Here is a 22037-nt window from a genome sequence, read left to right as displayed (position 1 = left end):
CGCATGGAGTGGTTTAAATATGATGCGAAATGTTTGTCTGGCAGCCGGGAAAGACCGGCATTTTTAAAAAAAATAAGGTATGAAACAAAAACTTATATATAACAGACAAATAAATAAATGGATGCTTGCCGTTTTGACATTAATATTGATTTTAAATATTTTGAACTTAATAAAAGAATGTTTACACAAGCAAATTAATAATACCAATAATAGTACCGAGCAATACAAGCCAAAAAGTGATACAATTATAAATGTAAGCATTCCCTTGCATGGTAAGTTTAACTTTAAATAAAGTGTCGTTATCTATGAGCGATTTATTTATCCATATGATTGCAAATGTATGAAAGAAAATAATGCTGACATAGAAACACGCAAAAGCAAAATTTACTTATGGATATCTATAGTAGAAGTGATTATTATCGTAATTATTACCATTATTAAAGCCTTTGCATTATGAAACACAAACTATTAGTAGTTGTCGTTACTGTTGTATTAGTTGTACTATGGTCGCAGGCATGGGATAATGTGCCATGGTATAGTGCTGCCGTAGCAGGAGTTATTATCGGACTTATAATATCGCCCATAATAAATACAAAAAACTATGAGAAAATTTAACCGCCCACGTCCGTTGCGTATTGTAATAATAGTAATGCTAACGCTTGTTATTATACAGCTTAGCCAATATCAGATATCTATGCCGGCCGGAATATTTCTAATGCTTTTGCTGGTAGCCATGTTTATTGGCATAGGGCTATTGTGGTGGTACGTATGGTTAAATAATAAGCATTAATTCGTGAGCATGACAAACAACTTCGTTTCCATCGGCAGTTTGGCATATAAGGCAGTTGCGTTTAAACGGATGCGGTCCGATAACCCGCACAATGGTATTGGTTGCCATAATCTTAACACGCATGCCGGGCTTATAAAAATGGTCTATATCGTTTTTTCGGCTAAGTTTAAATTGCCTGTATGCCAGCAGCCAGCCTCCAGCAGCACACAACAACAAAACTACTATAAACAACGAAACGGGCATACATACATTGCCCCAGTTATTCATAAATCCAATAATGCTTGTAATAATGCTTATAAGGCTTATGGTAGTTTCTATCCAATAAAGTTTAATTCGCTTCATAACGTTTTTTATTCAAAGATAGCATAATTATGAATTCGCCATACATTGTCATAAAAAATAAATTGTGCATCAGCTACCAGACAATGGCAGGGTTGGGGATGAGTTTGCGTTTGTGGAAAAAATATAGAGAAAAAGCCCGTTCGCTCGGTCTTATCACCATACCCGGCGGTAATGGCAGGCAGAGTATAATGGAGTTTATAGCCTTGCCCCGCAAGTGGCAGGAAAAAGTGATAGAGGTATATGGCACGTATGGCACGTATGGCGATTATTATCATCCGTTTGATGATGTATTTGAATGGGACAACGAGGCTCGCAAGTTTTACGAAGAGTTTACTCTATGGGACGAAGATACGCAAAGCGAACGCCGCATTAGTAAGGAGCATGTAGAACGCTACACCATCAATGCCAGCGTATTGAATGCTGCCATAAAGATGAAGCAATACCGCGAAGAGATGACCGCCCGGCTGGGCAATGCCAAACGCAACCTTTGGGCAGATTTATGCAAAGATACTACCGATTACAACATCATACTGCAACGCAAATACGGATGCCGTCATACCTTGCCGCAAAATGTGCGTAAGTTCCAACAAAAAGTAACAAACTATATAAAGCGTGGCTACGAAGCATTAATAGATAAGCGATTATTGAACAACAATGCTCAGGTAGTAACACCGCAAATGCTGCAATTATGGAGCGATATATTTGCAGGTCGCCCGTACAAGCCAACACATATTGAGGTTTATCAGAAATACACCGATTTTCTCGAGGGCAAACTTGATGTAGTTAACATGCAAACCGGTGAATTATACGACCGATTGGCGTCGGAATTTCATGTTATCAGCGAGCGCACCATATACCGCTGGATGGAACGCTGGGAATTTCGGGCACCGGCATACATGAAACGCAGTCGCAATCGTCAGTTATACATGGGTCAGTATATCCCGCACGCACGTATGGAAACACCAAAATATGCCGGCAGTTTAATATCGGTGGATGATTTTCAGCCGCCGTTTAAGTATGCCGAAGGCATGGGCAATCGTATGTGGTTTTACATTGCAGCCGATGTGGCAAGTGGTGCCATTACATCGTGGGTATATGGAACTAATAAAGAGGGTTTGATAGTGGAGTTTTATCGCAATCTGGTACGTCAGTATGCCGAATGGGGTGTTCCGCTGCCTTATGGCATCGAAGCCGAAAGTAATCTGAATAGCACACTGAAAGAAACAGTATTAAAGCCCGGAGTATTGTTCAACGATATACATATCATTGCCAACGATGCTCGACAAAAGCGAATCGAACGCCTGATAGGTGAATTTAAGCAGGCATATTTGTACAAAGAAGAGGGGGCTATATATCGTCCGCATGCCCGAGCCGAACGCTATCAGGGAGGCAACGACGATAAAATGGAGTACAAAACAAAGGAAGAAATTGTAGAAATAGTTCTAAAAGCCATTGAGCAATGGAACAATTCGTTGCATCCCGACCAAAAAACATATCCCGATAAAACACGCTGGGAAGTATTTGTCGAACATCAGCATCCAGAATTGCAACCAATAAATTGGTACAGCGTACTGCGTGCCGTTGGTTACGAAACAAAAACAAGCTGCAAGCTGGCACGAGTACGTTTGCAAAATGCTCATCGGGTGCTTGGCGATGGAACCGGCAATTTACTGCTTGGCGATAAACTTATTGGTGTACTTAAAGAAATAGAAGGTAAGGAAGTAGTTGTAAAATGGCTCGATGATAATAAAGGTAATATAATCAAGGCATACATTTATGATAGTGAAGGCAGGTTTATTTGCGAAGCACTCGATGAGCTTCGTTATCAGCGTGCCAAACTCGAACAAACCGAGCAAGATAAAATAAACATAGAATTGATGGCACGCTATCGAAATACGGTAGAAGGATTTATTCGCAATGCATCCAAACAGATAAACAAAGTAGAAATCATTGAGCATAAGCAAGAAGCAGAACCACGGAAAATTCGCTTTACCATTAGCAAAAAAGTAGAATTGGAAGACATGATACGAACCGGTAATGGCATTGAACCCATCAATACCAACAATGACGATGAATGGATAGTTATGCCCGAACAAGTTGATTTTAAAATAAACACAATAGACCGTTTATAAATCTTAAATATATGGAACTAAGCAACAATTTTAAACAGAAAGTAGTAGCGGCCTTGTTAGAGGTACGCAAGAATTACGATGGCAGCGATATGGCATTTGCTCGTCAGTATGGCATAAACAATGCCGTATTCAGCCAGTTAAAAAATGGTAAGCCGGTAGATGGTTTATTGCGAGATGCCCAATGGATAGATATTGCACGCAGGCTTGATATAAGCCCTAATGAACGCAAATGGAACGTAGCCAAAACGGTTGTATTTCAGGCAATATCGCAGGATATAATGTTCTGCAAAGAGCACGGCAAAGCCATGATACTGGTTGATGATTGTGCTATTGGTAAAACATTTACGGCAAAACAGATGGCAAAACACATAAAGAACTGTTTTTATGTTGATTGTTCGCAATATAAGAGCAAACAGGCGTTTATACGAGGTTTAGCCCGCACCATTGGGGTTGACGATAAGGATAAGTACATACACGTTAAAAGCAACATTAAATATGCTTTAAAAGTGTTTGAAAAGCCGGTTATCATATTAGATGAGGCTGGTGATTTGGAATATACTGCTTTTTTAGAGCTCAAAGAATTATGGAATGCCACCGAAAGTTATTGCGGTTGGTATATGATGGGAGCCGAAGGCTTACGAGCTAAAATAGAACGTGGCATCAACAATAAGAAAGTCGGGTTTCGTGAAATATTTAGCCGTTATAGCGATAGATTTTTAAAAATAACGCCCAACGACCGTCAAGAACGTTACTTATTCTATCAAAAATTGATACAAGATGTATTGGCAGCTAATACAAAAGACGAAAAATCTATTGCCGAATTAACTAAACGTTGCCTTGCTACCGATAGTAATGGCGAAATTGGCGGGCTACGTCGTGCCGAAAGTCTTTTATTATTAACTCAAAAATCTTAATGTATGATAACAGTTATAATATATCGAATAGTAACCTTACCGGGTATTGTAATTATATCATTTTGGAATGCCATTTATACAATATTTAAATGGTTAAAATACGGTCAATTGCCACGCAGAAAAATGCAAGTATATGGGAGCAAAAAGCGTTAAAGATATACTAAGGCGTAAATATACGCATATAGAGTGGAGCGAACGCTGGCAAGAAGCGTTTGGAAATCCCGAAGACTTCGGTTTGTGGTTTATATGGGGCAACTCCGGCAACGGTAAAACAAGCTTTGTTATGCAACTTGCCAACGAACTGTCGCAAAAATACCAGGTGTTTTTTAATTCGCTCGAAGAAGGGATGAAATCGACGCTGCAGCAGCATTTGATTAACAACAAAGTAACCGGTAAGATAGTATTCGATACCTTGCCTATTGAAGAACTGATGCAATTACATCGCCGATATAAGGTGGTAATTATAGATAGCGTGCAGGCAAGTAATGCTCATTATATAGCCTGGCAAAAACTGCGTCAAAAATTGGGTCATCGTTTACTCATCGTAATTTCGCAAGCCGACAAGAAGCAACCTATCGGCAGAACAGCTTTGCGACTGAAATTCGATGCTGACCTGAAATTATATGTCGAAGGCTTTAAAGCCATTAGTAACGGACGTTATAATCCCGGAGGCGAACTCATTATATGGCCGGAAGGATATGCTAAATACTATTTAAACAAAGTAAATGAAGAAAACTATGAACCGCAGCCGGATATTGTCGAATAAATACATCATCATGCGAATATTGCAAATAAATGAGCTGCAATATAGCGAGATAATCGAGCAACTTGGTCACGAATACTTACGTACTTACTTTGCCGATAAAGATGGTAACCTCGATGATTTTAGCATCGAATTAATCGATGTATTAACCCATTCTAAAACATTTTGGATATGGTGGTTATTCAGATGGAACGATAATGACGAAAAATATATTAAGGAAGCAGAATTAAGACTTGAGCTAAAATCAAAAAATGCTTATATCGACTATCACAGGCTTATGTTCTATCCTTTGCCTGATTATTTGTTGAAAAACATTGTATTAACCTTAAATACTAAACGTTATGCTACCCAACGAACAAGTTAATGAAATACTAAATACAGCAAAACAAGCAATTGAAAAAATACTTCAAAAGGATATTCACATTGCCATATCCGAAGAATATAAGTCGTATGACTTTATTGTAATGGATAGCATCACAAAAATTATTGCCGATTATTTCAAAGTTTCTGTTAAAGATTTACGCAGTAGTTCTCGTTACAGTCACATCGCTTTCCCTCGTCAGATATGTATGTATATAGCTATTGAAGAATACAAATTAACGACAACCAAAGTTGCAAGATATTTTAAACGCAATCATGCAACGGTAATATATGGCACAAAAAACATTAAAGATTTAATGGATGTATATCCGCTTATTTGCCGTCAAATCAATGATTGTATTCAATTATGTAAAGTATTAATAACTTTAAAATAAAAATAATATGGAAACAGTAAAATTTCAAAAAGTATCAGAAAAATTTTGGACTGATGAGAGTGGCAATATGGTACAAACCAGACGTTTAACTGCCACCGAAAAACTTATGGAAAAAAACAGCGAACGTATTTACAAGCGTTCGGTTGAGATTAACGAGCTTTTAAAGAAATTTAAAAACGATATACAACAGTGGTGCGATGAAGTATATCAGACGTACGTTAAAGAAAAGAACATCGACGGCAAGGTATCAAAAGGCAACTTTACTTTTTATAACTTCAATCGCACGGTTAAAATTGAAGTTAATGTAAACGAACGTATTGAATTCGACGAATTGGGAATTCAATCGGCACGCCAGTTACTGGAAGAGTTCTTGCAAGAAAACGTGCAAACACAAGACGATGTTATTAAACAATTAATTCTCGATGCATTCAGCACACGCAATGGCCGATTAGATACAAAAAAGGTTTTGAACCTTATTCGCTATCGCAGTAAGATAAAGAACGATAAATTTTTGCGTGCTATTGATTTGCTCGAGGAAAGTATTCGCAAGCCGTCGAGTAAAACGTATTTTCGTTTGTATGTAAAAGATGAACAAGGTAAATGGAATGCTGTTGAATTAAACTTTAGTGCGTTATGATAGAAGTTCCCGTCTTGTTATTAATTATTTTTATACTTATTTGGTTCAGGTTTGTTCTGAAAATATATGAAAATGATGATACTAAAGGCGTTTAATACGACCCGGACGTCCATTTATATCAATAAATTTAGAGATATTAAAATCAAAAGGTTGGGTATGTGCTTCTTGATATGGTTGCAAAAACTTTTCATGTACGGCAAAAACGGTGTCGTGATTTTCCCATTTACAAATAGCGACCATAGGCAACCAAAAGTGATACCGAATAACAATAAATTTACGATTATCAGCAATCATTTTAACGGCATCGCCTCTGGTAAACTTTCTCTTGCTAATGCTATGAATTTTAAGCAATATCCAATATATAATCCATGGTGCCAGTATAAATAATATAAGTTGCCATATGAATAGTGTAATTGTGTACATAAATAATCCGGTAACGATGCCAATAATAAAAACTATGCTGCTGATAATAAGCACTGAATCGTTTAGAAGTCTTACAAATAATAAGAGTTTATTAAGAAATTTCATAACAATTGTTTTGCAAAGTTAAAAAAAATAAGAAATATGGGCAAATATTTAATAACCAACGATAAAGGATTAAAGCTCGAAGTAGCATACGACGAGAGCGGTGTATTGTATGCTCTCGAGTTTCATTGTGATGTAACGTATGATAGAGTACGCCGTTTGCTTCAGGTCAATGATATTATAACATATGATAATATGTTATTGCTAACTTCTCATTTTAAAATGAAAGTTGCTGAAATAGCCGAAGATTTAAGTTTTGACAGATTTTGGAATGTATACTCCTATAAAGTAGGCAACAAAACAAAAACCGAAAAATTATGGAATGCATTATCAGATGCAGACAAAACAACTTGTTTACGGCGTATTAAAGCATATAAGAGTTATCTCGAGCGTACGGGTATAGCGCAGGCATATCCCGAAACGTATTTGCGTAATCGTCGCTGGGAAGACCAATACTAAGATCATAAGATATGAAACGTACATTATCTCAAAACAAGAAATTATATAAGTTATTATATATAACCGGTATTGCTTCATTAAAAAATGAACTTATTTTGCAATATACTCATGGTAGAACCGAACATTCGAGCGAAATGACCATAGATGAGTGTACGCAATTAATCAAGAAATTAGAAGAACTGTACGAGCAAAAAAAAGAATCGATTCAATGCGATAAACTACGAAAAACAATTATATCTCTCTATAGAACGATAGGTTATAATATAGAAGGGAAGGCTGATATGATAAGAATTCAAGAAGATGTAAAAAACTATTGGGGTAAGTATCTAAATGATTATACTAAAGAAGAACTTATTAAAATAATTTCGGTGCTAAAATATAAAATAGTTCCTTTTAAATTGAACAGCTATGAGTAAACTAAAAAATCCTGAACGATTAAAAAAACGTAATAAAGACGTTGAAAAATATTTTAACGAACTGCAAAAAAAATATCCGCAATGGAAATATTCTGCAATTGTAGAAAAAGTTGCCGAACGCTTTTATCTGTCGCCTAAAACTATAGAGCACATAATATGCAGGCACGGAATTTATAAATAATTGCGAGCCGGTTACTGATTTAGTGATGTACAGCTAATAGTTATAAGACCGGTTAAATGCTATAACGATGGTCATCGCAATTTGAGAGCTGCCTTTTAGGCAGCTCTTTTTATTTTACACTTATAATTGTTTGTGGATAATCAACTACATTTATATTGTCGCAATTATTAACACTTGATTTGAAAGCCGTTACAGGCTTGTTGAATGATAGGTCATATAATAATGACCATGCAATCAAGTACTTACAATTATTCCCAAGCGTTATATTAACCTTAGTTCCATTAGTGGCACTTCTAACGGCATTGAATGGAGAGCGTGGACGTGGTGTTTCAACAATGCTGAAGTAATTATTAACTGTAATATCATTTAAAATTCTTAATGTTGAAGTATAATTACTCGTATTGACGATAATTAATTTATCTATTGCCTTATCTATGTATATATTATGATTATAATTAAAGCCAGTAACATAATATATGACATTATAACCATTACAATTGATACTACCGTTAGTGTTATAATATAATCCTGAATATGTAGGATTAGTCGCATTAGAAATAGATAATTGGAAATCATGTAGTAATGTTATTATGCCACCTATATATACTGCCCCATATACTTGAAGTGTATTAAAGGAATTGATGTTGCCACCAATGAATATAACGTTATTAGTATTGATATTCAACGCAATATTTGTGTTATTGTTAATTAATGAATCCTCAAAACCTCTGTATATACTTAGCATATATGTTCTATTGGATAGATATATAGAGTTTGCAATTATCTTTAATAAATTACAATAGAAATCTGATTGAAAGTCCATATAACGCCCTAATCCGTTACTATTAAGATAAACGTTTACATTAGCCATGTTGGCATTGTTAGCCTTTACAATATTAACGCCTGATGTAGTTGATGACGTGCTGTATAATTGTACACCACCAGTTCCACATTGATAGTTAGCACTTGTTCCACTGTCAAAGATAGTCCCGGTAAGGTTTCCCTGTCCTGCATATACTTTAAAGTTTCCAAAATCTATCGTTCCAGTATATCCATTATCTACAATGAAACTTCGCAGCTGTCCACTCGATGGTAGGTCTGCAGCTATAACGCAATTACCAGCATTTGCAGGAACATATACATCATCGCCTGCTACTGGAACTGCTAATTCAAGGTACGAATTCGGAACATTAGACGGTCCACCGATATAAGTTTTTAAGCCCATAATTATATACTATTATCAATTAATATACTTACATTAAGATTCGTAGCGTTAATATTGCTAATAATACGAATGGTAACAGTATCGCCTTGTACAACATTGCTAATACTCCAGTTCTGACTTGTACCACTATTTTTTGTCTGGTTATTGAGCGATGGTTTAGTGCCATTGCCAGGCATGCTGGTGCCATTTTTATACACATCCACTGTGCAAGTTGCTTGGGAATTATCAATGGTATGTATAATCCAACGTACAGTGCCGCTAACCGGAGCAATAAATGAGCCCTCGGTATTTACAGGGATAAGATTTTCCATGCCGTTAAAACTGATTCCTTTTTCGGCAAAGGTTTGATGCGTATGTTGCAATGGATTGGTTTGTAGCCACTGTGTAAATACCGGGTCAACTTCCGGTGCTTGCGGTGCTGAACCAAGTATCCATTGATGGTCGCTACTATCCCAGATATACATTTTGGCATCATCTCCCGAACCGTAATCAACAAATGCATAGTCGCCTTCGTTTGCTATTGGATGTGCCTGTTCAAGTGCATTTACGCTTGGATATATGCCTTTAAAATGAATGTTATTATTCCAGGAAGTTTTTTCGGCATCGCTAACGGTGCGATAATTGCTATCTTGTTGCAGTTGGCTCAAGTGCGAATAGTGTGGCATGGTGCTTATATGCTGTTGCATGGTACCTGCAGGTTCAAAATCGGTTTCACTGCGAAAAGCAGCCGTTCCTAAATCGCTCAGGTATTTTAAAACCTTTTTAAATGCCGTTAAAATGCTATCTAAAGCCGAAGGCAAAACACGCTGCGGTTCGGGCGATAATCCCGATAAAGGTGTGTTTAATACATCCTGCTGATTTACACCTTCGCTAACCTGTATGGTTACTTGGTCTTTTTGTTCGGTTATGTTTATCGTTACCTGTTCCATAATCAATAAGTTATATCCTGTACAATTTCAAAACGTCCGTTTATATATGTTTTTACCTTGCCATCGGGGAAGGTAATTTCGATATCATAATAATAATTTCCTGCCGGGATATCGATAATTTGTTCGGGTATCTCGAATATGCCATTTATAGTATCGATAATTACTATCTTGCCATTTATAGTTGACAATTCGTATTTCGAATCATGCAGCGGATTTGTACGTAGATGCATTCGTATCTGACACCCTGTTAAATTCAATGGCGCATTATTTACATTAACCGTAAACCGACAACCTTTAAATGTATCGCCTTTTACATGTGGCTTAAAATTATACGTTTCCATATATAGTTAAATTTTGAATATTAAACGGTTGATGATTAGCATCGGCATTGCTGCTATTGTCTATAATAGTGCATTGATAAGTATTTATCCATATTTGAAGTCCATCGCTATTGGTATCGTGTTGTGTGCTTATGCGTGTTAATTTTGTTGAATGTGCATACCGGTTATTATCAATCATCTGATAACCTTGCAATGCTAAGTGTAATTTTTGTAACAGTTCGAGCACCTGAATATTATACTCGTTAAAATCGATTGAATCGGATGGCAGTAAATGCGGTATAACGAAATGTATGTTAACAGTAAGTATTCCTTCCTGCGTGTTAATGCCGGTATCGTGCCAACTGATATTGCCAAATTCGATATATACAGCCGGTGTTATAATGGGACGTTCTTCTTCTGTGTGATTGTATTGATTGGTATATAGTTCAACCGTTGCAATCTCAGGGACGTTATTTTTTATTCTTTCTACTAATAATTGATAATATGTAGCTATCATATTTTTGTTATTTTAAAAGGTTACGAATATCTTTCATTATCATATAGCGTAATTTATTTTCGAGTTTAGCCGATTTTCCTATAAATTGACGTTTAGGTAATCGTATTCGTTTTTTGCCAAAAACATTAACATATCCTCCTTCGTTATGCATTTTTGCATAAGGTAAATCGGAATAAACCACCACGCCATGTATTGTTTTTTTAAACTTGATACTATCTTTCAGATCGCCGGTATAGCCGGTTAATGTTTTCCGGTTGGTAGCGGCACGACTAAAATTAGTAATTGGATTAGATTTGCGTGGTTTGTATTTTTTCTTACTGCCTTTGCGTCGTGGGTGATTATTAGGTAGTGGAGTGGTGGCACGATATAAAAAACCATACCATTGGCTGCTACTATCCTTGCGTTTTGATGGTTTCCATTTGTTTAGGTAACTATCAGTAAAACCTTCATCGTAAAACGATTGTTGAAAATGCTTAACGGCTTCTGTCCCCATAATTACAGGGGCGTCCTTTTCAAGGTAGCGTTTTAGTCTTGTGACTTTCTTTATGATATGGTCTAATCCTTCCATGATTTTTTTTCAACTATTGCAACTATTTAAAAAAATATGCGTATATTTGTATCGGAGGGCGGTGAAATATTCTAACCTCCACCCCTTTGCCGGTAGGGACCAAAACCGGTTTTTTTTATAAAGTAAATATTTCATTGCCATTTATAATAAAAACTTTAAAACATTTATCTTTATAAAAGTTTAACTTATTTTTAATGTATTTTATATCTATCACTATTTTTTGTGAAAAACTTAATATTAAATAACCGCCTGTTTTATTTAATTGTCCATTTCTTTTTTTTGAAAATTTATCTTTAAAAGAATTAGTAATAAAATTATAGAAGTTTTTGCTTTTTCCATATATTGCTTGATCTGCAAATAACCCATTAATTATAAAATCCGGATTTTTATAATTATCAGCATTGATCAAAGGTCTTATTTTAATTTCCATATCAAAATTATCGGCTAATAATTTGGCTGTTTCGAGGTTTTCGTTATATTTTTCGGGTTCTTCTTTAAAAATATGCGTATACACTTTCCCTTTGCTTTGGTATGCAAGTTCGTATGGGATGGTTTCTTTCAGTAGTTCAAACGCTTCACGTACGGCTTGTTGTTTTGGTTGTGGCAGTTCCGTTTTTACTTTTTTAAAGTAGGATGTTTCGTTGCTGAATATTTCGCCGGTTTTTGCCGGGTTGTGTTGCATGGCTTTGGGTGGCATGGGAGGCATATCGGCGGGCAATGGTTTAGCATCGTTATTATTACGCACAGGTCTTACAGAGCATTTACAACCCCATCCGTTGGGCGGAAGCCATGTGTCCCAAAACGGATCGTCAACCGGTTTAATAATGCCATAAAATTTTTGATGTTCCATGCGTGGTTCTGCGGCAGTGCTTGGCATATATTCCAAATATGGATAAACATGTTTATTGGCTTCGAACTCTGTCCATCGTTGTGCCATACGAGCCGAACGAACGGTATGTACGTATTCGGTTCGCATGTAGTTAACATTAAAATCGTTGTTGATTTGTTCCGGTTTTTTATCCATTTTACCGCTCAATGAATCGTTTAATTGTTGTGTTTGCCAATAGCTTTTATATGCCGATGTTTGTATCAGATTTCGGCGAAGATTTTCGTATAGAGCATTAGTATCAGGCTTTACATTAGGATAAATACGGTTAAGTGCATTATCAAGGTTTTTATAGGTATATTCAAACAAATCTTTATCAATAAGTTTATCGTTTTTTTGAATATTATTTAAAATGCGTTTAAATGTATCGTCATCAATGCCAAATTTAACGTTATAAGTATCTTTATCTAAGGCAAGTTGTAAATTATTGCCATGAATAGGGCAGTCATAGTATTGGATGCTTGCCCCGAGCTTTATGGGCTCGGGGGTTAGTCGAAAAAACGGCTATCGGATAATGATTGATTTTGTAATCTTTCTAATACCGGTATGCCAAATCGTTCTTTAATCCATTCAGTATCTATATTATAATATTGCAAAGCCTGATACGTATTATTCCATAGTTTATCCATATCAATTTGCTCATCATAAGCAAATGTATAATTTTGCAACGGATAACCATGATATATAAGTATAGGGAATACAATCTTATTCATGCATTGTTCAATGTAATGTTTGTCGGCATTGGTTATGTCTTGCGAAATGGTATATCCTACCTGTTCTTTGGCGCGGCTTCCTTCAGTATTATTCTCACCAACAACGGCACCATTGATAAGTTTACTGATTTCATTATTGCATAGTTCAATCAACGATTGAAATACTTCACCATTGCTTCGAGTAGTTTCGATAAAGTTTATATCTTCATCTTTGTCGATGACGGCAAAAAAGAGTGAGCCCATATCCTTCATCATATTATACAGGCGATTGGTCATAGTTGTATCTCTAACATTGGTCTTGGCAACTCTGATAGGATTTCCGAACAGTTCGGCAAATTCGCTCCATGCTGCAAATGCAAAACGCTTATATAATACATAAGGAACAACTTTTGCCAATAACCCCAAATCTGTATTATTAGGGCTTTCTATAATATAATTTTGAAAATCTTTATAGATGCGATAATTGATACCATTACTGTCGTTCGGGTTTTTAAGCAATAATCCTAATTCGGGAACGATATGTTGACGAGGAACTAAGCTAACTTTATTGATTTGATTTGGAATAACTTCGTCAATCTGAATAAGACTATGTCCATAAAACAGAGCATCGAGCATATATGATATAATGTCTTGTATGGCAGGTTGTTTAAGCATCCAAGTTATGTCAGTATTTGGTTTATTATTATTATCATAAACCTGAAATGATGCACCAAGAACTCTGTTTTTACGCAAATCAATTTGAGCTGATAAATGGGTATCAAGCATAATTTCTCTGTATATATCTATAAGCATGTAACGGCGAGGATTGTCGCTTTTTTCAGCCATATTAAGTGCATTTCGCCAGTCTTTTATGTCTTTTTGAGCACGAGCTTTAATATTCTGAATAACGACCGTTGAAGGCAGTGCTTTAGGCTGATTGCGAAGTTGAACTTCTGCTTCTTTTTTGGATTTTAAAAAATCGAAAATTCCCATAACTAATATCGTTGATTAAGTTTAGTATTACTGCCCCATTTTAATCTATCATCGGCATTTCCTTGTGTGTCTGCTTTTAATGGCAAATCAGGTTGAATAATTCCGGTGGAAGCCATTTTTAGCCATTCAATAGCTTGATTATATCTATCTACACGTAATTGGCTTATATTTCGTGGCGATACACGAGCATGAAGATGATATAATATCATATCGATTAAATACAAAACAATAAGCTGATTACGTTGATTGCCTTGTTTACTAAAGATATTAGCGACATCGAAACGACTTGCAATATATGATTGCATCTCGGCAATAGCCATCAGTTCAATGCTATCGAGCAAAGCAGGTTGATTTTTGATAATTTGGTTAAGCAGATTATCATCAATCGTTACGCTAAAATCATCGTGTTTTAAGAATATCATAGCTTATATGTTTTTGTATTCGTCTTTGGCATCAAAACTGGGGCATGCCTTTTTTACACCAGGGAAATCACGATGTCCTTGAATAATGGCTTTGGGAAACTGTTGTTTTAATTGTTTTAGCAGTTTTAAAAGCATGTCTTTTTGTGCAGGAGTACGGTTGTCGATGGGTTTTCCGTTGTTATCAACGCCGCCGATATATGCAATATTGATACATTGAGAGTTGTATCCTGCCACGCCATTACTCACCTGTTCAATAGGCAATAATTGAACTAATTCGCCCGATGATTTAATGATATAATGATAACCGGGTGCATGCCATTTAAGTACTTCACGCCAGTATTTTTGAATGCTTTCGATGGTTGTATTCTGTGGTGTTGCCGTACAATGAACGACTATGTAATTAATATTTCGCATGTTAAAACCTCCTGTTGTTTCGTTGATGAATTAATGGTACATATTCTTTTTGTGTGCAATATTTATTTAGCAGCCATACGGCACCTTCCAGTGCATCAGGTGCATCATCGTGCTGATTGCTACCTTTTTCAAACGACAATAATTGTTCAATAAATACCTGTGTGTCAGGTTTGTTTTTAATTGCCTCATTAATAATAACAAAACCACGCTCAAATAGTGGGCTAATTGCTTCGATACGGGCAAACTTATCGGGCTTTTTGCGATGGTCGGCACGAATGGGCAATAGGTATCCACGTGCTTTCCCCTCTTCATCGAATTCGTTCAATATTAAGTCCTGTATAAAATTAGCTTCCATGTAGTATTGAGCAACTGCCCGGTTAGGCATTCTGTCGTTATAATCATAGAGCCAGCGAACCATTTCGCTAACCGTACATTTACGTACAAAACATTCAAGTATATGATATTGTGTTGCCTTTTTGCCCACGATCATAATAGCTTTATAATCGCTGGTTGCAGAGTTTTTAAAACTCGGGTCGCAATAACCAATGATAGCATCGTATTGATAATAATCCAAAATAGGAGCAAAACGCAACCAGTCTTTTTTAAATACCGCCCCTTCGGTTATGGGATTATTGAACAGTTCCTTTTGAGCAGCTCGATAGCCAATTTTCTGTATTACTTCTTCAATTTCAGCAATTGAATATTTGGCTGCCCATGAAGGTGTACTATCATAATTCAGAGCGTTTACTTTGTGATGATAGACGCTGTTTTTTTCGGCTATATTGGCTAAAACACTTCGATTGGCAATCCGATTGCCAACGATAATAAACCGTCCTCTACCCATGTCCATAGTAAAATAGAGTGCCTGCAAAGCCCAATCTGTGAGTTTATCTACTCGTGCAGGATTACGAACCAGTTCATCGTCATCAATATCGTCCAGCACAATGTAATCGGGGCGATATTGTTTATATCGAAGTCCACGTGGAGATTGACCACGACCTAGAGCAAAAAAACCGCAATTATCTTTAGTTGCAAAACGTCCCTCTTCCCAGTTTCCTGTTAATACCTGTTCGCCAAAATCGTGTATATAGCGTTGATTATTTTCGAGCTCAGCTTGTAAATCACTTAATAATGTTATGGCATTCTGCTCGTTTTTACCCACCAGCACCATTACGTGCAATTCGCCACGTGCTTTTAGCCACATAGGAATCATAATGTCAAAATGTGTACTCTTGGCATGTCCGCGTGCCCATTCGAATACAGCCATTAGTTTTTTATTAGCTGCAATTTTGCGTGCAGCATATAAGTGAAACGGAGCGTTATCGACGGATGTCCATTGTGGAAAGTAATATTTGCTAAATGCATTATAATCATTAAGTAACGATTTAATACGTCGTTCTTTATCTTCTTTATTTTCCTGTAAAGGAACTCCTTCGGTAGCCAGAGCTATCAACCGGCACCGCTGACGAAAACGTTCAATGGCTATTTTATCGCTGAACTTCATTAGCAAGCATTTCTATAAATGATAACTGCATCTGTGATACTTCTCTGGCAACAGATGGGTTATGTGTAAGAACATAATTTAAAAATCTGTCCATGATGTAAACAGCAGTGCTAATACTGTGATTCTTCTCCAGCAATGCTATTTCTTTAACTAATATTCCTTTGGCATCGGAAAGCTGTTTGTCAGGTACGCCACCACGTTCTTCAATGGCATTGTTAATGGCTGCTAATTGTTCGTAAGCTTGTTTGAGCAGTTGTTCTTTAGTAATACTTTTTGCCGCTTTAAGTTCATCCCATTTGCCACTATTCACCCATTTAGATAATGTTGGTTCACTGATACTTAATTTGATGGCAATTTCTTTTTGGGTCATGCCGGTATTAAGATATAACTCACGAGCTATCTGTTTTTCACTGTCTTTAGGCATATGAATTGATTTACACAAATTTCGCCATTATTTGATTATATACATAATTGTAAATTAAATATATATATATTTTAATTAAAGTAATAGTTTATAATATACATTATAAATAATAGATTATGAATAAGATAAAAAAATATTGATATTTGCAAAAAAACCAAGAATGAGTATTTTTATAGTAAGCGACGAAACCATTAATTCGTATGATTTTATTGTTAAAACAGACGGAATTGATTTATCGGCATTTACACGAAATCCGGTAATGTTATTTGACCATGATAGCAGTAAATTAATTGGTACGTGGAAAAATTTACGTAAAGAAAATAAACAGTTGCTTGCCGAACCAGATTTTGACATGGACGACCCTGAAGCTGTTAAATTGGCTAAAAAAGTAGAAAAAGGAATATTAAAAGGTGCTTCGGTTGGATTAATTGCTCTCGAATTTAACAAACAAGATATTGGTGATAAAAGTATTATCACATTATCAAAATCTATATTAAAAGAAATATCACTTACTGCATTACCATCAAATCAAAATGCATTGCGTTTATATGATGCAGATGGTGTACTATTATCGGCAGAAGATATTAAACTCTCTTTGAATCGAAAATTTAATTTAAACATAGAAATTATGAACCAACCATTAATTACTTTATTGGGATTGCAATCGGATGCAACCGATACCCATGTTATTGATGCCGTAAAAAAAATGCAAAACGAACTGAGTCAGTTACGTACTAAAGTTCAAGATTATGAAAACAAAGAAAAGTCTCGTCTTGCTGCCGATATTAAAAGCATGATTGACCTTGCCGTGCAACAAGGTAAGTTAAAAGAAGAACTGCGAGTTGAATTACAAGCTATGGCTGAAAAAGATTTTGAATCGGCTAAAAAGTTTATCGAAAAACTATCTGTCAGCAAACCAACTGAACACATTAATACTCAATCGAGCGGTAATATGCCTGAACGAGAAAAATGGACATTCCACGATTGGCGAAAAAAAGACCCGAAAGGCTTATTAGAATTGAAAGCCAATGAACCTGAAAAGTATGCAGAAATTTTAAAACGTGTTTAACCTTAAAAAAATCATAAAATGAAAACTAAACTATTATTAGCTGTATTATTCAATGTTGTAATAGCATCATTTGTTGCAACGGTTGTGGATGTTAATCCTTTATTGGCATCAGGTATAAGTATTGCTGTTGCCTTTATCCCAAGAGGCGAATTGTCAGGAAGTCTCCTTGCCGGATTAAATAAAGAAATATGGCTTGCTGAGATCATGGAAAAATTTTATCCTGATTGGTCGTTTTTATCGGTAGTGAGGGATTTAAGCATGTTTGTCGAAAATAATACTATTAATCTGGCAGAAGCAGGCGTTGACCCAAATGTACTTATTAATAATACTACTTATCCTATACCTTATGCACAACGTTCGGATGTACCTTTAGCATTGCCACTTGATACCTATGACACGGAAAATACGCTTGTTCGTAATATAGAAGAAATGGAAACCGCTTATGACAAGATGGCAAGTGTTGTATTAGGGCATAAAAATGCATTGCTGAATAAGTTCGCACAAAAAGCAGCACATGCCTTTGCCCCCTCTGCAAATGGAACTTACACACCTGTATTAACTACAAGTGGAGCCAATGACGGCAATAATTTTAAAAAGATTACGCTTGACAATATCTTACAACTTGCTTTGGCATTTGACAAATTAGACGCTCCAGACTCCGGACGTATATTAGTATTGCATCCCGAACATGCACGTACCCTTGCCATGGAAGACAAAACATTGTTTAAACAATTCATGGAAGAAAGTCAAGGATTCTCTCTATTTGGATTCAAAGTGTTTAAATACAGTAAAACACCTGTATTTAATAAAACAAACGGGCAAAAAGTAGCCTTTGGAGCCGCACCGGCACCATCTACAGACACGATCTCGTCAATTGCATTTTTAAGCACGGAAGTATGTAAGGCGCAAGGCGACTTTGAAATGTTTGCCAGCCAAAAAGACCCGGGCGAACGCGGTGATATTATCGGTTTCCAAATGAGAGCGTTAACATTGCCTATGCGTAATAAATATATAGCAGCTATATATAACGCTCCTATTTCTTAAGCTATGTTCGAATCCATTGTTGCTTTGTTCATTTATATGGCTATTGCGGTAGCCTCCTTTGGCGGAGGCTACCTCGCAAGCCGGTTGTGGATGCAACATAAAACCTTTAGGCAATATAAACGATTGAGAAGCACATTTCGACAATATTTGTTATGATTGATTGGACGCAAATAATAGTACCCGTAGCATCTGCATTTGCAGGAGCAGCAAGCGGATGGATATTCGGTCGCAGACAAGCTAAAGCACAAGCAGAATCGGTCGAAATTGCCAATATGATTCAAGTTATGGAACAATGGAAAATGCTATACGAAGAAGTTAAGGAAAAATTAGAACGATTAGAAGAACAGGTAAAAAAACAACTATGAAATGGATTCTTATCATATTAATCATGATAACGGTATCTTGCAAAACAAAGCAAAACGTTATAAGTTCTTCTAAAATGCAAGATTCTGTTTTGTACATTGAGAAGACCGTTATTGATACTATATACATACAACCGAGTACCGTAACGGCAACTATTCCTGCATCTCAAATAAAAGACACTTCAATTATAATGCACTCAAAAGGACAAGCAACGGCAAAACTTATTATAAAAAATGGAAATATTAACTGCGAAGCCTATTGCGATTCGTTATATAAAATATATTTAAATACTACTAAAACATATCACCGGTCATCTTTTAACGAGAAAAATAAAAACATCACTGAAAAGCAACATTGTAACCGGTGGTTTTGGTTTGCTTTAGGAGCATTAACTACTTTTATTAGTACTATAATTATCGGAATAATCATATTTAAATTTAAATAGCTATGGAAAAACAACATTTAAATCGCATTAAAGAGGTTTTTAAAACTTATCCTCAAGAAGATAAAATCATATTAGTATCCGATGGTCATGTATTTCTTATGAATGCACAATCATTGGCTATTGACCATGCACGTCGCAACGGACTTGAATACAAAATTATTCACCGCAACGAAATATCATCTGAAAAAGATGAAGAACAAACCGAAAAGAAAACTAAAAAATAATCTGTATGCTAAACGATATTAATATAACCAAATTATCGGGCGGTCTTGGACGTCGTGAACCAAATAATGATATGGTATCTGCACTTGTGGCTAATGGTGTTGCTGTTAGTGGCGGAGTGCAATTAAATACAGTGTATCGGCTTAATTCTCTAAATGACGCCATCGCATTAAAAATCGATGCTTCGTACGATAGCACCAATAACATATTGCTATACGAACATATTAAAGAGTATTTCCGTATCAATCCCAGTGGCGAACTATGGCTTTTAGTACCGGCACAATCGGTTAGTTATGCCGATATGGTTGATAAAACTAATGTCAATGGTGCAAAAAAGGTACTAAACGAAGCCGAAGGTAAGATACGATTGCTTGCAGTTGCTTACAACCCATCTATCCCTGTAAGTGATTTTAGTGATACACAAGCAGCTATTACAAAAGCACAGGAGTTAGCAGTTGATGAATACAATAATCATCGTCCTATTGAAGTCCTTCTCGAAGGGAAAGGTTTTTCATTGACAAATCAAACTAATTTAAGAAACTTAAATGCCCCCAACGTTGCGGTTATGGTTGGTCAAAATCTTGCTATTGCTAATGCTCATACAAATTTCAACTCATATGCTGCCATCGGAACATTGCTTGGTGCTGTTAGTAAAGCATCCGTAAACGAATGTGTGGCGTGGGTTGAAAAATTCAATGTTCTGGGCGATAATTTAACTGTACCGGCTATTGCTAAAACCAAATTTAGCGATATTGCTGCAGGTGTTGTTAATACTACCAACGATAATGGATATATATTTTTCCGCACTCATACCGGTAAAGCAGGTATTTATTTTAATGACTCATTTACCTGTACATCATTAACCGACGATTATGCATACATTGAAAATAATCGCACGGTTCATAAAGCAGTACGAAATATCCGTACGGTATTATTGCCGCGTCTTGCTATGCCAGTTAATATCAATCCGAACGATGGCACCATAAGCCCTGAAATTATCAAACAGTTCGAAAATGATGGCAAACGTGCATTAGAACAAATGATTTCTGATGGTGAAATAAGTTCGATGGATATTCTTATTGACCCTTTTCAAAATATATTGGCAACATCGGAACTTAAAGTTCAATTTAGCATAGTTCCAACCGGAACTGCGCGAAAAATTAATGTAACTATTGGTTTTAACAATCTATTTTAATTATACAGAATATGAGCAATAACATACCATTAATAAACGGCATACGCCACAGTTGGGGTTCAGTTAGAGTGAATTTACTCGGAAGAACCGTTACAGGAATTACTGCCATTAAATACGATGATAAAATTGAAAAAGTTAATAACTACGGAGCCGGTAATATGCCGGTTAGTCGAGGTTATGGCAAATACGAAGCATCGGCATCTATCACATTGCATCATTATGAAATTGATGCCATTCAACGGGTACTTGGTCCCGGTAAGAGGATACAAGATATACCGCCATTCGAAATTAACGTATCATATTTGGCTGATAATACAGACCAAATAGTAACCCATGTGCTCCGTAATTGTGAATTTACGAGCAATAAGCGTGAAATTAAAACCGGAGATACGGTAATCGAAGTTGAATTAGAATTGATTTTATCACATATAGAATGGATGTAATATGGAAGACGCTAAATTAAAAGCTCAGATAAAGCAATGGCAAGCACGCTGGGGCGAAGTACACGAAATTGAAGTAGTAATTGATGACGAAGGTAATACTGCCAAAGGTTATATTCGTAAACCCGATTTTGATGTATTAGCAGCATCTTTAAAATTTGCCGATTCTGACCCATTAAAAAGTGGTACTATATTGCTCGAAAGCTGCTGGCTCGGTGGAGATGAAATCATCAAAACCGATGGTGAAGCAAAACTTGCAGCCATAAAAGCCGTAGGTTCTTTGATAAAAATTCGTGAGGCAAGCATAAAAAAGCTGTAACCGACTCATCGCTCGATATGGGCGATGAGTTCGATTACCTGCCTAAAGCCATGGCACTTATTCGGGCTCATTTTTACGTTGACCCTAAAACACTTAGCGACGAAGAATTTGGCATGCTATTTTCACAAGCAA

General features: G+C 36.2%; 34 protein-coding genes. 21 read left to right on the top strand and 13 right to left on the bottom strand.

All coding sequences use genetic code 11. The annotated features are described in order from the left end of the window. Nucleotides 1–79 precede the first annotated feature (79 nt). The 3 genes from HPY79_10515 (at nt 80) to HPY79_10505 (ending at nt 790) form a co-directional block, all read left to right on the top strand. Complete coding sequence (locus HPY79_10515; protein NSW46233.1) at nt 80–292, top strand: hypothetical protein; 213 nt, start codon at nt 80–82, stop codon at nt 290–292. Nucleotides 293–453: 161 nt separating this feature from the next. Further along, nucleotides 454–615, top strand: a complete 162-nt coding sequence (locus HPY79_10510) for a hypothetical protein (GenBank protein NSW46232.1) — start codon at nt 454–456, stop codon at nt 613–615. After that, nucleotides 602–790, top strand: coding sequence for a hypothetical protein (locus HPY79_10505; GenBank protein ID NSW46231.1), 189 nt, complete (start codon nt 602–604; stop codon nt 788–790). The genes HPY79_10510 and HPY79_10505 overlap by 14 nt, the downstream gene beginning before the upstream one ends. Here HPY79_10505 and HPY79_10500 read toward each other — a convergent pair. Beyond that, on the bottom strand, nt 773–1132 hold the full coding sequence (locus HPY79_10500) for a hypothetical protein (protein NSW46230.1): 360 nt from the start codon (nt 1130–1132) through the stop codon (nt 773–775). The two genes, HPY79_10505 and HPY79_10500, sit on opposite strands and share 18 nt — an antisense overlap. Nucleotides 1133–1161: 29 nt before the next feature. On the opposite strand from HPY79_10500, the gene HPY79_10495 reads away from it, so the two are divergent. The 7 genes from HPY79_10495 to HPY79_10465 are packed head-to-tail and all read left to right on the top strand — an operon-like array spanning nt 1162 to nt 6333. Next, a complete protein-coding gene (locus HPY79_10495; GenBank protein NSW46229.1) occupies nt 1162–3264 on the top strand; it encodes a hypothetical protein in 2103 nt (700 codons plus the stop codon). An 11-nt stretch (nt 3265–3275) separates the two neighbouring features. After that, nucleotides 3276–4178, top strand: a complete 903-nt coding sequence (locus tag HPY79_10490; GenBank protein NSW46228.1) for an ATP-binding protein — start codon at nt 3276–3278, stop codon at nt 4176–4178. Between the two features lie 3 nt (nt 4179–4181). Beyond that, the gene (locus HPY79_10485) at nt 4182–4331 is read left to right on the top strand and encodes a hypothetical protein (GenBank protein NSW46227.1); all 150 of its coding nucleotides are present in this window, start codon (nt 4182–4184) and stop codon (nt 4329–4331) included. Continuing rightward, nucleotides 4312–4944 (top strand): ATP-binding protein, encoded by a 633-nt coding sequence (locus HPY79_10480; GenBank protein ID NSW46226.1) that lies wholly within the window; start codon nt 4312–4314, stop codon nt 4942–4944. The genes HPY79_10485 and HPY79_10480 overlap by 20 nt, the downstream gene beginning before the upstream one ends. After that, entirely contained in the window at nt 4904–5305 is a 402-nt protein-coding gene (locus HPY79_10475; protein ID NSW46225.1) for a hypothetical protein, read from the top strand. The genes HPY79_10480 and HPY79_10475 overlap by 41 nt, the downstream gene beginning before the upstream one ends. Beyond that, a complete protein-coding gene (locus HPY79_10470) occupies nt 5283–5696 on the top strand; it encodes a hypothetical protein (GenBank protein ID NSW46224.1) in 414 nt (137 codons plus the stop codon). The genes HPY79_10475 and HPY79_10470 overlap by 23 nt, the downstream gene beginning before the upstream one ends. Before the next feature lie 7 nt (nt 5697–5703). Next, on the top strand, nt 5704–6333 hold the full coding sequence (locus tag HPY79_10465) for a DUF3164 family protein (GenBank protein NSW46223.1): 630 nt from the start codon (nt 5704–5706) through the stop codon (nt 6331–6333). 81 nt (nt 6334–6414) lie between these two features. On the opposite strand, the gene HPY79_10460 is transcribed toward HPY79_10465, so the two are convergent. Then, complete coding sequence (locus HPY79_10460) at nt 6415–6861, bottom strand: hypothetical protein (GenBank protein NSW46222.1); 447 nt, start codon at nt 6859–6861, stop codon at nt 6415–6417. A 36-nt stretch (nt 6862–6897) separates the two neighbouring features. On the opposite strand from HPY79_10460, the gene HPY79_10455 reads away from it, so the two are divergent. Genes HPY79_10455 through HPY79_10445 form a run of 3 tightly spaced genes read left to right on the top strand, consistent with a single transcriptional unit; the run spans nt 6898 to nt 7914 of the window. Then, complete coding sequence (locus HPY79_10455) at nt 6898–7317, top strand: hypothetical protein (GenBank protein NSW46221.1); 420 nt, start codon at nt 6898–6900, stop codon at nt 7315–7317. An 11-nt stretch (nt 7318–7328) separates the two neighbouring features. Beyond that, nucleotides 7329–7733 (top strand): hypothetical protein, encoded by a 405-nt coding sequence (locus HPY79_10450; protein ID NSW46220.1) that lies wholly within the window; start codon nt 7329–7331, stop codon nt 7731–7733. Beyond that, complete coding sequence (locus HPY79_10445) at nt 7726–7914, top strand: hypothetical protein (GenBank protein NSW46219.1); 189 nt, start codon at nt 7726–7728, stop codon at nt 7912–7914. Before HPY79_10450 ends, HPY79_10445 begins: the two co-directional genes overlap by 8 nt. A gap of 109 nt (nt 7915–8023) precedes the next feature. Here the strand turns inward: HPY79_10445 and HPY79_10440 are convergent, their stop codons facing one another. From HPY79_10440 to HPY79_10390, 11 genes are all read right to left on the bottom strand, one after another. Continuing rightward, nucleotides 8024–9139, bottom strand: a complete 1116-nt coding sequence (locus tag HPY79_10440) for a hypothetical protein (GenBank protein NSW46218.1) — start codon at nt 9137–9139, stop codon at nt 8024–8026. Nucleotides 9140–9141: 2 nt separating this feature from the next. After that, on the bottom strand, nt 9142–10068 hold the full coding sequence (locus HPY79_10435; GenBank protein ID NSW46217.1) for a hypothetical protein: 927 nt from the start codon (nt 10066–10068) through the stop codon (nt 9142–9144). A 2-nt stretch (nt 10069–10070) separates the two neighbouring features. Next, the gene (locus HPY79_10430; GenBank protein ID NSW46216.1) at nt 10071–10409 is read right to left on the bottom strand and encodes a BppU family phage baseplate upper protein; all 339 of its coding nucleotides are present in this window, start codon (nt 10407–10409) and stop codon (nt 10071–10073) included. Further along, on the bottom strand, nt 10396–10905 hold the full coding sequence (locus tag HPY79_10425; protein ID NSW46215.1) for a hypothetical protein: 510 nt from the start codon (nt 10903–10905) through the stop codon (nt 10396–10398). The genes HPY79_10430 and HPY79_10425 overlap by 14 nt, the downstream gene beginning before the upstream one ends. A 7-nt stretch (nt 10906–10912) precedes the next feature. After that, entirely contained in the window at nt 10913–11473 is a 561-nt protein-coding gene (locus tag HPY79_10420; GenBank protein NSW46214.1) for a phage virion morphogenesis protein, read from the bottom strand. Between the two features lie 115 nt (nt 11474–11588). Beyond that, the gene (locus tag HPY79_10415) at nt 11589–12668 is read right to left on the bottom strand and encodes a hypothetical protein (GenBank protein NSW46213.1); all 1080 of its coding nucleotides are present in this window, start codon (nt 12666–12668) and stop codon (nt 11589–11591) included. A 179-nt stretch (nt 12669–12847) separates the two neighbouring features. After that, nucleotides 12848–14044 carry a DUF935 family protein gene (locus HPY79_10410; GenBank protein ID NSW46212.1) on the bottom strand — a complete coding sequence of 399 codons (1197 nt, stop codon included), beginning with the start codon at nt 14042–14044 and terminating at the stop codon, nt 12848–12850. 2 nt (nt 14045–14046) lie between these two features. Next, nucleotides 14047–14466, bottom strand: coding sequence for a DUF1320 family protein (locus tag HPY79_10405; GenBank protein NSW46211.1), 420 nt, complete (start codon nt 14464–14466; stop codon nt 14047–14049). Nucleotides 14467–14469: 3 nt separating this feature from the next. Beyond that, entirely contained in the window at nt 14470–14880 is a 411-nt protein-coding gene (locus HPY79_10400; protein NSW46210.1) for an N-acetylmuramoyl-L-alanine amidase, read from the bottom strand. Between the two features lies 1 nt (nt 14881). Continuing rightward, complete coding sequence (terL, locus tag HPY79_10395) at nt 14882–16384, bottom strand: phage terminase large subunit (GenBank protein NSW46209.1); 1503 nt, start codon at nt 16382–16384, stop codon at nt 14882–14884. Beyond that, on the bottom strand, nt 16368–16808 hold the full coding sequence (locus HPY79_10390) for a hypothetical protein (protein ID NSW46208.1): 441 nt from the start codon (nt 16806–16808) through the stop codon (nt 16368–16370). The genes terL and HPY79_10390 overlap by 17 nt, the downstream gene beginning before the upstream one ends. A gap of 160 nt (nt 16809–16968) precedes the next feature. On the opposite strand from HPY79_10390, the gene HPY79_10385 reads away from it, so the two are divergent. From HPY79_10385 to HPY79_10350, 8 genes are all read left to right on the top strand, one after another. Continuing rightward, nucleotides 16969–17877, top strand: a complete 909-nt coding sequence (locus tag HPY79_10385; protein ID NSW46207.1) for an HK97 family phage prohead protease — start codon at nt 16969–16971, stop codon at nt 17875–17877. Between the two features lie 18 nt (nt 17878–17895). Continuing rightward, nucleotides 17896–18921, top strand: a complete 1026-nt coding sequence (locus HPY79_10380) for a hypothetical protein (protein ID NSW46206.1) — start codon at nt 17896–17898, stop codon at nt 18919–18921. Between the two features lie 152 nt (nt 18922–19073). Next, a complete protein-coding gene (locus tag HPY79_10375) occupies nt 19074–19286 on the top strand; it encodes a hypothetical protein (protein NSW46205.1) in 213 nt (70 codons plus the stop codon). After that, nucleotides 19283–19729 (top strand): hypothetical protein, encoded by a 447-nt coding sequence (locus HPY79_10370; GenBank protein ID NSW46204.1) that lies wholly within the window; start codon nt 19283–19285, stop codon nt 19727–19729. Before HPY79_10375 ends, HPY79_10370 begins: the two co-directional genes overlap by 4 nt. Nucleotides 19730–19731: 2 nt before the next feature. Next, a complete protein-coding gene (locus HPY79_10365) occupies nt 19732–19953 on the top strand; it encodes a hypothetical protein (protein ID NSW46203.1) in 222 nt (73 codons plus the stop codon). A gap of 5 nt (nt 19954–19958) precedes the next feature. Beyond that, complete coding sequence (locus tag HPY79_10360; protein ID NSW46202.1) at nt 19959–21146, top strand: DUF2586 domain-containing protein; 1188 nt, start codon at nt 19959–19961, stop codon at nt 21144–21146. Between the two features lie 11 nt (nt 21147–21157). Further along, the gene (locus tag HPY79_10355; protein ID NSW46201.1) at nt 21158–21589 is read left to right on the top strand and encodes a hypothetical protein; all 432 of its coding nucleotides are present in this window, start codon (nt 21158–21160) and stop codon (nt 21587–21589) included. A gap of 1 nt (nt 21590) precedes the next feature. After that, nucleotides 21591–21905 carry a hypothetical protein gene (locus HPY79_10350; protein ID NSW46200.1) on the top strand — a complete coding sequence of 105 codons (315 nt, stop codon included), beginning with the start codon at nt 21591–21593 and terminating at the stop codon, nt 21903–21905. Nucleotides 21906–22037: the final 132 nt, after the last annotated feature.

The organism is Bacteroidales bacterium, assembly GCA_013314715.1.
GTDB lineage: Bacteria > Bacteroidota > Bacteroidia > Bacteroidales > GWA2-32-17 > Ch61.
Note: the sequence above shows the minus strand (reverse complement) of the source record. Positions and strands in the feature narration are given on the sequence as shown.

Bases quoted from the DNA above. Each gene is read 5' to 3' on its own strand.
- HPY79_10515 (NSW46233.1), top strand. From the start codon at position 80: ATGAAACAAAAACTTATATATAACAGACAAATAAATAAATGGATGCTT.
- HPY79_10510 (NSW46232.1), top strand. From the start codon at position 454: ATGAAACACAAACTATTAGTAGTTGTCGTTACTGTTGTATTAGTTGTA.
- HPY79_10505 (NSW46231.1), top strand. From the start codon at position 602: ATGAGAAAATTTAACCGCCCACGTCCGTTGCGTATTGTAATAATAGTA.
- HPY79_10500 (NSW46230.1), bottom strand. From the start codon at position 1,132: ATGAAGCGAATTAAACTTTATTGGATAGAAACTACCATAAGCCTTATA.
- HPY79_10495 (NSW46229.1), top strand. From the start codon at position 1,162: ATGAATTCGCCATACATTGTCATAAAAAATAAATTGTGCATCAGCTAC.
- HPY79_10490 (NSW46228.1), top strand. From the start codon at position 3,276: ATGGAACTAAGCAACAATTTTAAACAGAAAGTAGTAGCGGCCTTGTTA.
- HPY79_10485 (NSW46227.1), top strand. From the start codon at position 4,182: ATGATAACAGTTATAATATATCGAATAGTAACCTTACCGGGTATTGTA.
- HPY79_10480 (NSW46226.1), top strand. From the start codon at position 4,312: ATGGGAGCAAAAAGCGTTAAAGATATACTAAGGCGTAAATATACGCAT.
- HPY79_10475 (NSW46225.1), top strand. From the start codon at position 4,904: ATGAAGAAAACTATGAACCGCAGCCGGATATTGTCGAATAAATACATC.
- HPY79_10470 (NSW46224.1), top strand. From the start codon at position 5,283: ATGCTACCCAACGAACAAGTTAATGAAATACTAAATACAGCAAAACAA.
- HPY79_10465 (NSW46223.1), top strand. From the start codon at position 5,704: ATGGAAACAGTAAAATTTCAAAAAGTATCAGAAAAATTTTGGACTGAT.
- HPY79_10460 (NSW46222.1), bottom strand. From the start codon at position 6,861: ATGAAATTTCTTAATAAACTCTTATTATTTGTAAGACTTCTAAACGAT.
- HPY79_10455 (NSW46221.1), top strand. From the start codon at position 6,898: ATGGGCAAATATTTAATAACCAACGATAAAGGATTAAAGCTCGAAGTA.
- HPY79_10450 (NSW46220.1), top strand. From the start codon at position 7,329: ATGAAACGTACATTATCTCAAAACAAGAAATTATATAAGTTATTATAT.
- HPY79_10445 (NSW46219.1), top strand. From the start codon at position 7,726: ATGAGTAAACTAAAAAATCCTGAACGATTAAAAAAACGTAATAAAGAC.
- HPY79_10440 (NSW46218.1), bottom strand. From the start codon at position 9,139: ATGGGCTTAAAAACTTATATCGGTGGACCGTCTAATGTTCCGAATTCG.
- HPY79_10435 (NSW46217.1), bottom strand. From the start codon at position 10,068: ATGGAACAGGTAACGATAAACATAACCGAACAAAAAGACCAAGTAACC.
- HPY79_10430 (NSW46216.1), bottom strand. From the start codon at position 10,409: ATGGAAACGTATAATTTTAAGCCACATGTAAAAGGCGATACATTTAAA.
- HPY79_10425 (NSW46215.1), bottom strand. From the start codon at position 10,905: ATGATAGCTACATATTATCAATTATTAGTAGAAAGAATAAAAAATAAC.
- HPY79_10420 (NSW46214.1), bottom strand. From the start codon at position 11,473: ATGGAAGGATTAGACCATATCATAAAGAAAGTCACAAGACTAAAACGC.
- HPY79_10410 (NSW46212.1), bottom strand. From the start codon at position 14,044: ATGGGAATTTTCGATTTTTTAAAATCCAAAAAAGAAGCAGAAGTTCAA.
- HPY79_10405 (NSW46211.1), bottom strand. From the start codon at position 14,466: ATGATATTCTTAAAACACGATGATTTTAGCGTAACGATTGATGATAAT.
- HPY79_10400 (NSW46210.1), bottom strand. From the start codon at position 14,880: ATGCGAAATATTAATTACATAGTCGTTCATTGTACGGCAACACCACAG.
- terL (NSW46209.1), bottom strand. From the start codon at position 16,384: ATGAAGTTCAGCGATAAAATAGCCATTGAACGTTTTCGTCAGCGGTGC.
- HPY79_10390 (NSW46208.1), bottom strand. From the start codon at position 16,808: ATGCCTAAAGACAGTGAAAAACAGATAGCTCGTGAGTTATATCTTAAT.
- HPY79_10385 (NSW46207.1), top strand. From the start codon at position 16,969: ATGAGTATTTTTATAGTAAGCGACGAAACCATTAATTCGTATGATTTT.
- HPY79_10380 (NSW46206.1), top strand. From the start codon at position 17,896: ATGAAAACTAAACTATTATTAGCTGTATTATTCAATGTTGTAATAGCA.
- HPY79_10375 (NSW46205.1), top strand. From the start codon at position 19,074: ATGATTGATTGGACGCAAATAATAGTACCCGTAGCATCTGCATTTGCA.
- HPY79_10370 (NSW46204.1), top strand. From the start codon at position 19,283: ATGAAATGGATTCTTATCATATTAATCATGATAACGGTATCTTGCAAA.
- HPY79_10365 (NSW46203.1), top strand. From the start codon at position 19,732: ATGGAAAAACAACATTTAAATCGCATTAAAGAGGTTTTTAAAACTTAT.
- HPY79_10360 (NSW46202.1), top strand. From the start codon at position 19,959: ATGCTAAACGATATTAATATAACCAAATTATCGGGCGGTCTTGGACGT.
- HPY79_10355 (NSW46201.1), top strand. From the start codon at position 21,158: ATGAGCAATAACATACCATTAATAAACGGCATACGCCACAGTTGGGGT.
- HPY79_10350 (NSW46200.1), top strand. From the start codon at position 21,591: ATGGAAGACGCTAAATTAAAAGCTCAGATAAAGCAATGGCAAGCACGC.